This is a genomic window from Salinivibrio sp. IB643, assembly GCF_001996105.1.
GTDB lineage: Bacteria > Pseudomonadota > Gammaproteobacteria > Enterobacterales > Vibrionaceae > Salinivibrio > Salinivibrio costicola.
Genome location: NZ_MUFF01000041.1, coordinates 1 through 14565, shown reverse-complemented (window position 1 = coordinate 14565; position 14565 = coordinate 1). Strand labels below are relative to the sequence as shown.

The 14565-nt window shown below is 50.8% G+C and carries 13 protein-coding genes and 1 pseudogene; 8 read left to right on the top strand and 6 right to left on the bottom strand.

Annotated features, from left to right (window positions below; translation table 11 throughout):
- Positions 1-288: 288 nt before the first annotated feature.
- The 5 genes from ruvB to aspS all read right to left on the bottom strand — a co-directional run bounded on the left by ruvB (position 289) and on the right by aspS (position 5521).
- Positions 289-1302 carry a Holliday junction branch migration DNA helicase RuvB gene (gene ruvB, locus BZG77_RS13455; RefSeq protein ID WP_077647597.1) on the bottom strand — a complete coding sequence of 338 codons (1014 nt, stop codon included), beginning with the start codon at positions 1300-1302 and terminating at the stop codon, positions 289-291.
- 3 nt (positions 1303-1305) lie between these two features.
- Entirely contained in the window at positions 1306-1935 is a 630-nt protein-coding gene (ruvA, locus tag BZG77_RS13450) for a Holliday junction branch migration protein RuvA (protein ID WP_021024357.1), read from the bottom strand.
- Positions 1936-2358: 423 nt separating this feature from the next.
- Positions 2359-2880, bottom strand: a complete 522-nt coding sequence (gene ruvC / locus BZG77_RS13445; RefSeq protein ID WP_077647596.1) for a crossover junction endodeoxyribonuclease RuvC — start codon at positions 2878-2880, stop codon at positions 2359-2361.
- Positions 2881-3627 (bottom strand): YebC/PmpR family DNA-binding transcriptional regulator, encoded by a 747-nt coding sequence (locus BZG77_RS13440; RefSeq protein WP_077460427.1) that lies wholly within the window; start codon positions 3625-3627, stop codon positions 2881-2883.
- A 109-nt stretch (positions 3628-3736) separates the two neighbouring features.
- Positions 3737-5521, bottom strand: coding sequence for an aspartate--tRNA ligase (gene aspS, locus BZG77_RS13435; protein ID WP_021022365.1), 1785 nt, complete (start codon positions 5519-5521; stop codon positions 3737-3739).
- Between the two features lie 277 nt (positions 5522-5798).
- Between aspS and BZG77_RS13430 the strand changes: the two genes are divergently transcribed.
- The 8 genes from BZG77_RS13430 (at position 5799) to BZG77_RS13395 (ending at position 13925) form a co-directional block, all read left to right on the top strand.
- A complete protein-coding gene (locus BZG77_RS13430) occupies positions 5799-6668 on the top strand; it encodes a DUF72 domain-containing protein (protein WP_077647599.1) in 870 nt (289 codons plus the stop codon).
- 134 nt (positions 6669-6802) lie between these two features.
- Complete coding sequence (gene cmoA / locus BZG77_RS13425) at positions 6803-7531, top strand: carboxy-S-adenosyl-L-methionine synthase CmoA (RefSeq protein WP_021022363.1); 729 nt, start codon at positions 6803-6805, stop codon at positions 7529-7531.
- 154 nt (positions 7532-7685) lie between these two features.
- Positions 7686-8657 (top strand): tRNA 5-methoxyuridine(34)/uridine 5-oxyacetic acid(34) synthase CmoB, encoded by a 972-nt coding sequence (cmoB, locus tag BZG77_RS13420; protein ID WP_077647595.1) that lies wholly within the window; start codon positions 7686-7688, stop codon positions 8655-8657.
- Between the two features lie 398 nt (positions 8658-9055).
- Positions 9056-9871, top strand: coding sequence for an ATP-dependent zinc protease family protein (locus BZG77_RS13415; protein ID WP_077647594.1), 816 nt, complete (start codon positions 9056-9058; stop codon positions 9869-9871).
- A 24-nt stretch (positions 9872-9895) separates the two neighbouring features.
- The gene (locus BZG77_RS13410; protein ID WP_077647593.1) at positions 9896-11425 is read left to right on the top strand and encodes an inactive transglutaminase family protein; all 1530 of its coding nucleotides are present in this window, start codon (positions 9896-9898) and stop codon (positions 11423-11425) included.
- Positions 11418-12425, top strand: a complete 1008-nt coding sequence (locus BZG77_RS13405; protein ID WP_077647598.1) for an alpha-L-glutamate ligase-like protein — start codon at positions 11418-11420, stop codon at positions 12423-12425. The genes BZG77_RS13410 and BZG77_RS13405 overlap by 8 nt, the downstream gene beginning before the upstream one ends.
- An 80-nt stretch (positions 12426-12505) precedes the next feature.
- On the top strand, positions 12506-13018 hold the full coding sequence (locus tag BZG77_RS13400; protein WP_077647592.1) for a VC2046/SO_2500 family protein: 513 nt from the start codon (positions 12506-12508) through the stop codon (positions 13016-13018).
- Positions 13019-13277: 259 nt separating this feature from the next.
- Entirely contained in the window at positions 13278-13925 is a 648-nt protein-coding gene (locus BZG77_RS13395; RefSeq protein ID WP_077647591.1) for an SDR family NAD(P)-dependent oxidoreductase, read from the top strand.
- A gap of 453 nt (positions 13926-14378) precedes the next feature.
- On the opposite strand, the pseudogene BZG77_RS14975 reads toward BZG77_RS13395, so the two are convergent.
- Positions 14379-14565 (bottom strand): annotated as a pseudogene (locus BZG77_RS14975) (IS3 family transposase); the annotation flags it as partial.

Below are 14565 nucleotides of genomic sequence, written 5' to 3'. Positions count from 1 at the left end.
GCGTTAATCGCCTTTTCCCGGGTTTGTCGAGTCAGTTGCAAACAACAAAGTATCGACATCGAGGTGTAAAATTGTGATTAACCACAAAGAAACCAGGTGATTATTGGCTGTAATTCAAAGCCACATCTCACTCTGGTTGACTGTAATTGTCAGCAGATGGGAGTAACGATAAGGGGTCGCGTGCTACATAACCTTAATCTAGATCAAAAAACCCCATTGATTGGCGGTCAATGGGGCGGTTTTGGTAAAAAATGTCTTGATCTCAGTTAAGCTTTCGGCCGGTTTTTGTCACGCCTTGGGCACATCAAAGCCAAAATGCAGATAGGCGCGCTGGCTGGCAATTCGGCCACGCGGGGTGCGTTGTAAATAGCCTTGCTGGATCAGATAAGGCTCAATCACATCTTCAATGGTGTCTTTTTCTTCACCAATCGCCGCGGCCAGATTATCTAAGCCGACCGGCCCCCCATCGAATTTTTCAATAATGGCGTTGAGCAGTTTGCGGTCCATGTAGTCAAACCCTTGGCTGTCAACGTCCAGCATATCCAAGGCGCGCTGGGCGATATCGGGACAGATGTGGCCACTGCCTTTTACTTCGGCAAAGTCGCGCACACGGCGGAGTAAACGGTTGGCAATCCGTGGTGTACCACGTGAACGACGCGCCACTTCCTCGGCCCCTTCGTCTTCCATCGACAACGCCAAGCAATGCGCACTGCGTTTTACAATCCCGGTTAAATCACGCACGTTGTAGTATTCCAAACGCTGGGTAATACCAAAACGGTCACGCAGGGGGGATGTCAGTGAACCCGCACGGGTGGTGGCGCCAATCAGGGTAAACGGTGGCAAATCGATTTTAATCGAGCGGGCGGCTGGCCCTTCACCAATCATAATATCCAGTTGGTAATCTTCCATGGCGGGATACAAGACTTCTTCCACCACTGGGCTTAGGCGATGAATTTCATCGATAAACAGCACATCATGAGGCTCTAGATTGGTGAGCAAGGCGGCAAGATCACCGGCCTTTTCTAGCACGGGGCCTGAGGTGGTGCGAATACTCACGTCCATTTCGTTGGCAACAATATTGGCCAGAGTGGTTTTACCGAGGCCGGGCGGACCAAAAATCAGCAGGTGATCCAGGGCTTCTTGGCGTTTGCGTGCGGCATGGATAAAAATTTCCATTTGCCCACGTACGTGGTCTTGGCCTTGGTAATCTTCTAGTAACTTGGGACGTATCGCGCGATCAATCACTTCATCTTCGCGATCGGGCGTGGTTTGCGCCGAAATTAAACGATCAGCTTCTATCATGGGTTACACCATCGAGCGCAGCGCGTGACGGATCACGTCTTCACTGCTCATGTCATCGGTTGCAATTTGTTTTACCACTTTTTCTGCTTGTGCTGCTTTATAGCCCAAGGCGACCAGGGCACTCACCGCTTCATCTGCCGCGGTTGAGACCGTGGTCGGAGCTGGACGAGTGGCCGCCCCCTCGCCAGTAGCCGCATCCGTATGCGGGGTAAAGAGATCGAATGCTTCCCAGTTTTTAAGCCGATCGCGCATTTCAATCACCAAGCGTTCCGCGGTTTTCTTCCCTACCCCGGGAATTTTCACCAAGGTCGATACATCGTTATGCTCAACACTGTCGACAAAATGATTGGCTGTCATTCCCGACAAAATCGCTAATCCGAGCTTAGGCCCTACGCCATTGGCTTTGATCACTTCCCGAAACAGCGCCCGCTCGCGTTTACCGCTGAAACCATAGAGTAATTGCGCATCTTCACGGACCACAAAGTGGGTATACACAGTGGCCGTCTCGCCCACGTCCGGCAGTTGATATAGACAGTTCATGGGCATGCTCACTTCGTAACCGACGCCGTTTACGTCAATTAAAATCTCCGGCGGCTGCTTTTCTATCAGGGTTCCGTGTAATCGGCCTATCACAATCGATTCTCTGTTTGTTACTTTCCCTTCAGGATAAAGAATAACTGGATGTATATCCAGTCGAATTGAGGGAATACGGAATACGGAATACGGAATACGGAATACGGAATACGGAATACGGAATACGGAAAGAGCATATCGTGCCAGCTCTGGTAGATAAAGTTCCTAGGTCCTAGGGCCTAGGGCCTAGGAACGGCTTTACGCGCCATCCGACATCAAAACCAAAGATTAACCCCAATGTTAAATTTGGCGCCGATCGTAACAGGCGCAGTGCAACTGGCGCCCGTTGGCATAGTACATCATTGTGGACATCTTGCCGGGGCTTGTGTCATCGACGCCAATGGCACCATCGATATATAAATTTTGTCATTGTATGCATTCCCACGCAGGAGCGTGGGAACGAGTAAAGAGTAAAAAGCGCTTTTACCGATATCGGCCGCGGCGGGCGGCGTTGGCTTTGCCGGCCATGGCGATCAGGGTGTGGTTGGTGTGGGCATGGCAAATCGCCACGGCAAGGGCATCGGCGGCATCGGCTTGGGGGGTGGCGCTGAGTTTCAACATGTGGGTGACCATATGCTGCACTTGCTTTTTATCCGCGCTACCTTTGCCGACGACTGCTTGCTTGATAAGCCTTGCTGCGTATTCAGATACCGGTAGATCGGCATTCACCGCCGCAACGATGGCACTGCCCCGTGCTTGGCCCAATTTAAGCGCCGAATCGGCATTACGGGCCATAAAGACTTGTTCGATGGCAAAGTTGTCCGGCTGAAATTGGGTGATCACTTCACTCACCCCTGCGTAGATATACTTCAAGCGACCGGGTAAGTCGTCGGTTTCTGTCCGAATACACCCGCTACCGAGGTATTCAAGATGCCGCCCCTGTTGGCGGATCACCCCATAACCGGTGATCCGCGAACCTGGGTCAATCCCCAGTATAATGGTCATTTAGCTTAAACTCGCTGCCACTTCATCCGAGATATCCCCGTTATGATAAACCTCTTGCACATCGTCAAGGTCTTCTAACGTATCGATAAGACGCAGTAACTTCGGTGCGGTATCTGCATCTAACTCGGCTTTGGTCGATGGCACCTGGGTCACTTCGGCGCGTTCCGCTTCAAACCCGGCTTTGTCGAGGGCATCTTTGACGGTACCAAAATCATTGGGGGTGGTGTAGACATCGATTGAGCCGTCGTCATAGGTGACCACGTCTTCTGCCCCGCCTTCGAGTGCCGCTTCCATCACATCGTCTTCTTCCAGGCCAGACGCATAGGTCACAACGCCTTTTTTATCAAATAGGAAGCTAACCGAGCCGTCAGTGCCTAGGTTACCACCAGATTTGGAAAATGCGTGACGAACACCTGACACGGTACGATTGCGGTTGTCGGTCATACATTCCACCATCACCGCGGTGCCCGCTGGGCCATACCCTTCGTAAATCACGGTTTCCATGTTGTCATCGCCATCACCGCCAGCTCCGCGTGTGATCGCTCGGTTGATGGTGTCGCGTGTCATATTGTTAGATAGCGCTTTATCGACCGCCGCACGCAAGCGTGGATTGGTTTCTGCTTCGGGACCACCTTCTTTGGTGGCAACCACTAATTCTCGAATCAGTTTGGTGAAAATCTTACCGCGCTTCGCGTCTTGAGCGGCTTTACGGTGTTTAATATTCGACCACTTACTGTGACCTGCCATATCGATTCTCCGTTTTTTTGCGCTCCCCTCACGTGAAAGGAGTAATCAGAAAAAACGCGCCTTGGCTTTTCAGTCTGAGGCGCGTTGATGAAATGACGTTAAGGTAACGTTATTCGCTTTGTTCGTTTTGCTCGGCTGCCACGGTAATGCTGAGCGCTAGCTCTTCAAGCGCGGCGTCATTGGCAATACTTGGCGCATCCGTCATCAAACACGCTGCGGCGGTGGTTTTCGGGAACGCAATGACGTCACGAATGTTCTCGGTGCCAGACAGCAGCATCACCAAACGGTCCATACCAAATGCCAAACCTGCGTGTGGTGGAGTGCCGTATTTTAGCGCGTCGAGCAAGAAACCGAACTTCTTGCGCTGCTCTTGTTCGTCAATGCCCAGGGTCTCAAAGACGGCTGCTTGCATTTCTGGGTTATGAATACGCACCGAGCCACCGCCGACTTCATAGCCATTAATCACCATGTCGTAGGCATTGGAGTTCGCCGCGGCCGGATTGGCTTTTAGCTGCTCTGGCGTGACGTCAGTTGGCGCTGTAAATGGGTGGTGCATGGCGTGCAGGTTACCTTCGTCGTCTTCCTCAAACATCGGGAAGTCCACGACCCACAGCGGAGTCCAAGCTTGGGTGTCGGTCAGTTCAAGATCCAAGCCTAATTTTACACGCAATGCGCCCAGCGCTTCGGTGACTACCGATTTTTTGTCGGCGCCGAACAAGATAATGTCCCCGCTTTGCGCGTCAGTGCGTGACAGAATGCTCTCCACGACATCCGCGTTAAGGAACTTGGCGACGGGCGATTGAATACCGTCAAAGCCGGCGTCACGATCGTTGACCTTCATCCATGCCAAGCCTTTGGCGCCGTAAATGCTAACAAAATGGGTGTACTCATCAATTTGTTTGCGAGATAAGCTGGCGCCACCTGGCACGCGGATGACTGCCACACGGCCTTTTTCATCGTTCGCTGGGCCAGAGAAGACTTTAAATTCAACGTCTTTGACAATGTCGGCCACATCGACGATTTCAAGCGGGTTACGCAAGTCTGGCTTATCAGAGCCAAACCGACGCATCGCTTCTTCATATTTCATGATGGGGAAGGTACCCAAATCAACGTTGAGTAGCGACTGCCACATTTCGCGGATCATTTGCTCGGTCACGTCACGTACTTGTTCAGCGCTCATGAACGAGGTTTCGATATCGATTTGGGTAAATTCTGGTTGGCGATCCGCGCGCAAGTCTTCATCTCGGAAGCACTTCACGATTTGGTAATAGCGATCGAAGCCGGACATCATCAGTAGCTGTTTAAACAGCTGTGGCGATTGTGGCAAGGCATAAAAGCTGCCTTTGTGAACGCGGCTTGGCACCAAGTAATCGCGCGCACCTTCCGGGGTTGCTTTGGTCAGTACCGGGGTTTCGATATCTAAAAAGTCGTTCTCATCCAGGAAACGACGGACAAAGCTGGTGGCCTTGGCACGCAGTTTAATGCGATCGCTCATCTCTGGACGACGCAAGTCGAGGTAGCGGTACTTAAGACGCTGCTCTTCAGAGATAAACTGGTTAAAGTCAATCGGCATCGGTGCGCTGCGGTTGATAATCTCTAACCCTTTCGCCACCACTTCGACTTCGCCAGTGGCCATATCACGGTTGATTTGGCTGTCTGGACGTGCACGGACTTCACCACGAATGGCAACACAGAATTCGTTACGCAGTTTATTGGCATGTTCGTAAACATCACCCATATCAGGATCAATCACAACTTGCACCAGACCTTCACGGTCGCGCATGTCGATAAAAATCAAGCCGCCCAAATCACGACGACGATTAACCCAACCACAAAGACTTACTTCTTGCCCGACATGGGCTTTATTCAGGTGACCACAATATTGGGTGCGCATAGACTATTCCTGATCTGTTCTGATAATTCTGCTTGCCCCCTTGGGCACAAGCCTGTCAATTCTGAGGGAAATTCGACAACAGCCTTTGTCGTACCTGACGATACGCCCCTGCGACTGCCGTTACTGTCAAAGACCTGCCATTATAAAGGAAAAGCCCCGCTCTTGGTAAAGCGATCGCGTGTTTTTATTCTGTTTATCCTTCATATGGTTTTTTATCCCTGTTGCGATTAGGCTACCGCAACGTGTATTGACCGATCATAACGACGCTATGTCTCTGATGCTACATCAACTGTCCGATCCGCCGTTGCGCCTTGGTTTGACCCAGTGGTCTCATCCCAGTTGGCAGCACCATTTTTATCCTCCAGGTACCCGTTCGGGTGAGCGTTTAGCCCGCTACGCAGAGGTATTCAATACAGTTGAGGGCAATACCACCTTTTACGCGTCGCCGTCGCCACAGACGGTGGCGAATTGGGCGACCGCGACGTCAGATACTTTCCAATTTACTTTTAAGTTTCCCAAAACCATTACCCATCAATGCCAGTTGCGCCATGCGCAAGATTTAACGCGGGATTTTATTCATTTGATGGCGCCTCTCCATGATAAAATTGGCCAGTGGACGATTCAGCTGCCGGCCCGCTTTGGTCCTGAGGGCTTGCCGGATCTGGCCGCCTTTTTGCAAAGCTTACCGGCGGATATCTTTATCGGCGTGGAAGTACGGCACCCGGCTTTTTTTGCCAAAGGAGAGGCAGAGAAGGCGTTGAATCGACTCTTGATCGCCCATCATGCCAACCGAGTGATCATGGACAGTCGTCCTGTGTTCGCGGCGAAACCGGACACGCCAGCGGTGATTGATGCACAAAAGAAAAAGCCGCGTGTCCCCGTGCATGCGATTGCCACCAGCGATGCGCCTATGGTGCGGTTTATTGGTCATCCTGAGCTGGCAGACAATAGCGCATTTTTTGAACCATGGATCCCACGTTTATCTCAATGGATAGCCGCGGGCAAAACGCCCTATTTAATGATTCATACTTCGGATAATGATCAAGCCCCGGCGCTCGCGGCACACTTGTATCAACATCTTGATTTATCAACGCCACTGGCTTCAGTCACCCGCGCCGCGCAAAGTCAGCAAGGGTCACTGTTTTAGTGTATCCACGCAAGGTGCGCGCTCACCGTGCAGACAGGCGCTGAAAAATTCACTACAATACGCCGCTTTTGCGATAGGGTTTGCTGGCGTCAGGTGCTCACACTGGCCAGCTGGGCTGATTTGTAGGGGCTTATATGGCTAATCAGGATAAAATTTTCGCGGCGCCGATTGAGAAGATGGGCGACTTTACCTTCGATGAGAATGTCGCCGAAGTGTTCCCGGATATGATCCAGCGCTCGGTGCCTGGGTACAGCAACATTATCTCGGCGATTGGTATGCTGGCGAAACGCTTTGCCACGCCAGATAGCCATATTTACGATCTCGGTTGCTCGTTGGGCGCCGCCACCTTGTCGATGCGCCGCCATATTCCTCATGATAGCTGTACCATCATCGCGGTTGATAATTCACAAGCGATGGTGGAGCGTTGCCGTTTGCATGTGAATGCCTATCGCGGTGCTGCCGATGTTGAGGTGCGTGAAGCCGATATTCGCGACGTGACGATCACTAATGCCTCCATGGTGGTGCTTAATTTTACCCTACAATTTTTAAGCCCTGACGATCGCCAAGCGCTACTCACCCGCATCTATCAGGGATTAAAACCGGGCGGGATCCTGATTTTGTCGGAGAAGTATTGCTTTGAAGACGAAACCGCCAATGAACTGCTGATTGACTTGCACCATGACTTTAAACGCGCCAATGGCTACAGCGAGCTTGAGATCAGTCAAAAACGCAGTGCGCTGGAAAACGTGATGCGTCCAGATAGCATTGATACCCATAAAACGCGATTGAGCGAGATTGGTTTTAGCAGTGTCGCCATGTGGTTTCAATGTTTTAACTTTGGGTCGATGTTCGCGATTAAATAGGGTAAGCGATGACATAAAGCGATGCATCCCGTCATCCCGGTACGCTGTTGACCTATTTAGATCATTGATCCAGTTACACCATTGATCGAGTTACACCATTGATCCAGTCAACCTTTTGATTCAGCGAAACACGCCATTAAGTACGAGTAATCTGATGTTTGATTTTTCCGATTTTTATCAACTGATCGCCAAAAACCGTCTCTCTCACTGGTTAGAAGTTCTGCCGGCGCAATTGGCGGAGTGGCAAACCCAGCCCCATGGCGATATGCCAAAGTGGATAAAAGTGCTGAATAAAATCCCGACCGATGCGCCCGAGCAGGTGGAGCTAAAAGATAGGGTCCAGATTGGCGATGCCACCAGCTTGCCTGCCGGTGAGCGTAAAAAGTTAGAAAATCTGCTCCGTAGCTTTCACCCATGGCGCAAAGGGCCTTATCAGGTTCACGGTATGGATATCGACACCGAGTGGCGTTCGGATTGGAAGTGGGATCGGGTGCTTCCCCATATCTCTCCGCTCAAAGGGCGCTATGTGCTCGATGTCGGCTGTGGGAATGGCTACCACATGTGGCGGATGTTGGGTGAAGGGGCGGCTCTGACCGTGGGTATTGATCCCTCTGAGCTCTTCTTAATGCAGTTCGACGCCATTCGTCGCTTAATGGGCAATGACCAACGCGCGCATCTGCTGCCCTTAGGAATCGAAAAACTCCCTGCCCTGCGTGCATTTGATACCGTGTTTAGCATGGGCGTGCTTTACCACCGTCGCTCGCCGCTCGATCATCTAATGCAACTCAAAGATCAGTTGGGGAAAGACGGTGAGCTGATACTGGAAACCTTGGTGATTGATGGCGATGAAAACGCTGTATTGGTGCCATCAGGCCGCTATGCACAAATGCGCAATGTCTACTTTTTCCCTTCGGCGCGCGCGCTCAAAGTGTGGTTGGAAAAAATCGGATTTGTCGATGTCCGTATTGTCGATGAATGTGTCACCACCACCGACGAGCAGCGCAGCACGGCGTGGATGACCCATAACTCGTTGCCAGAGTACCTAAACCCAGATGACCCGACGCAAACCATCGAAGGGTATCCGGCGCCTAAACGCGCAATTTTAGTGGCGCGCAATCCTGATTAAATCGCGCCAGGCGGCGTGTGCTGTAGTTAATTTGATCGAGTGTAGTTAATTTAACCTAGAGCACACGCAACGCTGACGCTGATGTCGCGATCTACGCCCTTTTAGTGTTATTCACTGTATGGACAAGGGCGCGACTGCCTGTTTTCGGGCAATTTTTCACCGATAGCGTTGAGATAATCAACGTTTAGTCAATTCTGACTAACATTTGACAGAACCTCTCTATCCATCTTGGTCGCATCCTTTAGAATCTGCGTCCACAGCTTGTCGTTTCATCGTTCCTGTTAGGCTAAGCGACATAAACCGACTGATGAAATACAAATCGGCTTCGCGATCAAGTCATTTACAAGCTATATTTCAAGCATATACTAGAATTATCTTTTCAGCGCTGAGGGTTTTACATGGTTTATCGCTACACATTGATTGGTGGTTTGCTCGTTATCGTTTCTGGCTGTACCTTGACTTCACAGCACCAGCACAAAGAAACGCTTAATACCATTCATACCACCGCCACCCATGTGCATGAGCAACAAACGGCCACACAGAACCAATTAAAAGCGCATGACAAGACTCTGACCGTATTGACCGACGAGATGCGTCAACTGGCTGATAAATTAAATGTCATGCAGCGGACTCAGGCAAAAATGTATGCCAATTTTGCCAACCCAAAACCGGAAGTTAGAATTCAAGAAAAAGTGGTCCGGGTACCCGTGAATAACGACAAAGTAGTCCTTGGCGCACGTGAGTGGATTTGGTTTGATGAAACCAAATCCACCTTCCGATCGCGCGTAGATACCGGCGCGGCAACCTCGTCACTCAATGCGGTGGATATTCAAGAATTTGAGCGCGATGGTGACACCTGGGTCAAGTTTAATATCAATCACAGTGAAGACAATGACCAGTCGGTATTTATGGAAATACCCGTAAAGCGCTGGGCGCGTATACGCCAATCATCGACCGATAAAGCTGACCGCCGCCCCGTGGTTGAAGCGTGGATCCGGGTGGGCAACATTCACGAAAAAACCGAATTTACCCTCGCGGATCGTACCAATATGGAATATCCCGTATTGTTGGGCCGTTCGTTTTTTAAAGATTTAGCTGTGGTAGATGTCAGCCAAGTGCACATTCATCCGAAATATCAGCCGGATACACCCAAAGAGCCTAATGATGATCGTCAGTCGCCATCAACGTCTAAAGAACCGGCTCTACAAGAATAGGCTTTACGAAAATAGGTAATCAACATGGTTTCACGGGTTCCTTTTTACTTTTTGATCGGCTTTTTAATTTTGGCCGGTATCGCACTCAGTGCCTATCGTCACCTAGGTTATGGGGTGCCTTGGCAAGCGGAAAACACCCGCCAAGTTTGGCAAATTGAGGCCAGAATTAACTTTGATGCCGATAATGGCCCAGTAAAAGTTAGTCTTGCCGCACCAGATAGCCAACCTGGGCTGACGCTTATCGATGAGAGCACCTCCTCGGCAGGCTATGGTTTTTCATTGCTTAACACTGAACATGGCCGCCAAGCACAGTGGTCGACGCGCCAAGCCAGCGGTGAGCAAACCCTTTATTTTAAAAACCAAATGTTAGTCGACGACAGTGCGCGCTATAACATGCCCCCACCTGATGAAGAGCAGGTGGCGCTTCCTGTGATGGATAATGCTGCCAAAAATGCGGCGTTAGCACTGCTGGATCGTGCACGGGCGCGCTCGGCGGACAACATGACGTTGACCCGTGAGCTCATCAAACAATTTAATAGCCCAGATAGTCAAAACGCGGCTTTGTTACTCAATACCCTCGACAAACCCGACGCCCTACGAAAAACCTTGGCACTGGAAGGTGTGCATGCGCGCGTGGTCGGTGGCTTGGAGCTTGAAGATGGGCGACGTCGCCAAACTATCTCTCCTATGCTACAAGTGTGGCAAGACACACGCTGGCACTTGTTTGATTTAACCACTGGGCAAAATGGCCATCACAGTAATGCCCTGCTCTGGAACCAGCACGGCGGACCATTGTTAGAAGTGATAGGCGGTGAAAATAGCCAGGTACATTTTTCAATTATCTCCCAAGATATCAGCCCACAACAGGCCACCTCGGCGAAGGTTTCCGCCGATAACCTACTTAACTTTTCTATTCATAGCTTGCCCATTGAAGAGCAGGCGATGTTTAAAACCATTATGCTGATCCCGATTGGCGCGCTGATTGTGGTGTTCTTGCGCGTGATCGTGGGGTTAAAGACTTCAGGGACCTTTATGCCAGTGCTGATTGCGGTCGCCTTTGTGCAAACCCAATTACTCACTGGGATTGTTGGCTTTGTGTTGATCGTCGGCACTGGGCTGGTGATAAGAAGCTATCTCTCCCGGCTTAATTTACTGCTGGTGGCGCGAATTTCCGCGGTGATTATCACGGTCATTTTAATTATTTCGGTATTTAGCGTGATCGCGTTCCGTATCGGCTTAATGGAAGGGCTAACCATCACCTTCTTCCCAATGATTATTCTGTCATGGACCATCGAGCGGATGTCGATTTTATGGGAAGAGGAAGGCGCAAAAGAAGTGGTCATTCAAGGCGGTGGCTCACTCGTCACTGCGGTGTTGGTGTATTTGGCGATGACCAATGAGTTGGTCCGGCATCTGACCTTTAACTTTATTGGCTTGCAGCTAGTGATCTTGGCATTGATATTAATGCTGGGTAATTACACCGGCTACCGCTTGTCGGAGTTGAAGCGGTTTCGCCCGTTAGCACATCAGGATGGGGGCGGTCGTGATGATTAAATTCTTTTCAMGGTTCGCCTCTCCCTTTCGCCTGARTCACGCCGGTATTATGGGGATGAACCAGCGTAATATCCGTTACATTGGTCGTTACAACGATAGGCGTCTTTATCCATTAGTGGATGACAAACTTAAAACCAAGTTGATCGCCCAGCAAGCCGGCGCTACCGTCCCTGAGTTAATCGGCGTGATTGATAGCCAAGCGCACGTCAAACGTATTCATCACATGGTGGCAAATTGGCCCGGTTTTGTGATTAAACCGGCGCAAGGCTCAGGCGGTAAAGGCATTTTGGTGGTGACGAAAAATCATCAAGGGGTCTATACCAAGGCCTCTGGCAAGACCGTGAGCCACATCGATGTTGAACGTCATATCACCAATACGCTCGCAGGCCTGTTCTCGCTCGGTGGCAAAGCGGATGTTGCCGTGGTCGAGAACTTGATCGCGTTCGACGATAGCTTCAGCGGTTTTAGCTATGAAGGGGTCCCTGATATTCGCGTGATTGTGTTTCAAGGGTATCCGGTGATGGCGATGATGCGGCTGTCGACCTCAGCATCTGATGGCAAGGCCAATTTGCACCAAGGGGCAGTAGGCGTCGGGCTAGATATGGCCACCGGTAAGGCGCTAAAGGCGGTGCAATTTAACCGCCCCATCACCCATCACCCGGACACGGAACATGACCTTTATACCCTGAAAGTGCCTCATTGGCAGCAGCTGCTCACGCTGGCAGCCAGCGCCTGGGAGATGACCGACTTAGGTTATATGGGGACAGATATGGTATTAGACAAAGAGAAGGGCCCGATGGTACTCGAGCTTAATGCACGGCCTGGTCTTGCGATCCAAATTGCTAATGGTTGCGGATTGCTGCCAAGGTTACGGCTGATTGAGTCACTTCCACCTCGGCGCTACCCGCTGATGCCAGACGATCGCGTGGCGTTTTCGATGCAGCATTTTGCTGGACAAAGTACGCAGCCATTGTCGCCCCAACTGGCACAAACCGGATAAAAAAACACTAAAGTTTACCGTACGCGGCCGATACCCTATTACACATCCGCACAATCACGATACGAATTAGGGTAACCGCAGTGACTATCCATACCATCGACAAAGCGCAGCTTATTAGCGACGCCCAGTTTGGGGGCAACCTCAATCAGGCGGTGGTGCAAGGGCGTCGTTCCGACTTTGCGTTGATGATGGCGCTGCTTTCCGGGGATGCAAATGAGTCAACGCCACTCACCCTCACCGACAACCCTATCAGTAATGATGCGGTATTGCGCCAGCAGTTCCAGCTGGCAGAGCCGCAACCCTTGGCGGCTAGCAATGAAGAAGATTATCAGCGCGCCAGTGCCCAAGCCGATGCCTTTCACCGTGGCGGTTTAGCCAGCGCCAATTTGCGCTTTCAACTTGCTCCGGCCGCTATGCATTATCCGCCCCAGGGTACGCACGGCTTTGATGAATCGGTCTACCATAATCTTTCCGGTCATGAGCGTCGTCACTTAGCTGATGCAACCCCAAGCCGCCCCGCTTTTAACCCTGCCACCTTGTATGAAAAACTCACCACATCGCATTGCTTCGATAAAATGCGTGTAAACGCATAACAACGAAGATCGCAAGTTGATCCTGATAGGGTTCCATGATCCTTATCGAAATTGTGATCGTCTCTCAATTCCCAACAATATTTCTGCCAGACGACCAGACGTTTTGAGCCTTTTTTTCGCAGTCGGCGTAATTATGGTCCAGTATTATCTTGCCACGCTTGAATAAGGTGTGAGTAAGCTGTCACTTTCACGTGATTAGCTTGAGTGTAAAAGGCAAGGCGTGATTCGCTAATTTATTGATACCATTAAGGAATTGACCATGAAGATCGATAACGCAGTGGTCGTTATTACCGCCGGCGGCTCATCATCGGGACGCGCAATGGCAGAGCATTTTTGCTCGCTTGGTGCTGATGTCGCATTGCTCGATACTGAATGGCCAGCACTGCGCTTAAGTGCCGATCAATGCCGTCCCTATGCTGGGCGCGTCCAGCCGATTTGTTTGACCGATGATCAACCAGCTTCTGTCCATGATGCGTTCGTACAAGTGACGCAACTTTTTGGCGGCATTGATGTGCTCATCAACCAATGGCAAGGCGATATATTGCCCAGTTTATTTAACAATGGTGCTTGGTGTGATATGCCGAGAACGCTGACCAATACAACCTCGCAGTGTTATCTGGTGGTTCAGCACGCGGTAGTGTGTATGCAACAACGTGGTCGCCCCGGTGTGATCATTAATGTCGCTGGCGCTCATCTTACCCCTGGTACGGTTGCCAATGCCATGATTGGCGGCTTAACCCAGCGCTGGGCCAAAGAGCTTTCCGGGCTAAAGATCCGCGTGGGAGGCATTGTGCCACGCCACCGACATCGCGCAACCTTTGAGATGGATGACGAATTAATTCGAAATGCGGAGTATATTGTCTCGAATGATTCTTTTAACGGCCGGTTGTTAGAAGCAAGTGGTTAGAAAGAGCAAAAGCCCCGATGCGAGTATGCGGCAGTCTTTTCTCGTTTCTAGCCTCTAGAAGCGACGCGTCTCGTCTCTTTCCGTATTCCGTAAGCGAAGCGCTCTGTATTCAAAAAGCCTGAATATCGCGTAGGTCGGTATAAGCGCCTTCTCGATCGCGCAAGCTTGGTGTGATTTCCGCCGCGCGCCATCCGACATAGGAACCAACGATTAACCTCGATCGTGACAGGCGCCCGTTGACAATATGCACTTATCCAACATCTTACCGGGGCTTGTGTCATCGTCGCCAATGGCACCACCGATATATAAACCAGGCGTAGGTCGGTATAAGCGCCAGCACAATGCCAATCATTATCACGATGTGGGCCGCGCGCCATCCGACACCGGGGCCAACGATTAACCTCGATCGTGACAGGCGCCCGTTGGCAATGTGTACCTATCCATCTGTAGTGGTCAAGAAAAACTGGCCACCAGTTTATAGTTAATCCAGTATTTTTCCTCTGCCACGTTCGGACTCATACCGCTATTATGCTGATGTGGCCTAAGTTGGCTGTAATACCCGATTAAATATTTCAGTATATGCGCTTGAGCCTGCGAAAATGAACGGTAACCATAAGTCGGCACCCATTCTGTCTTCAAA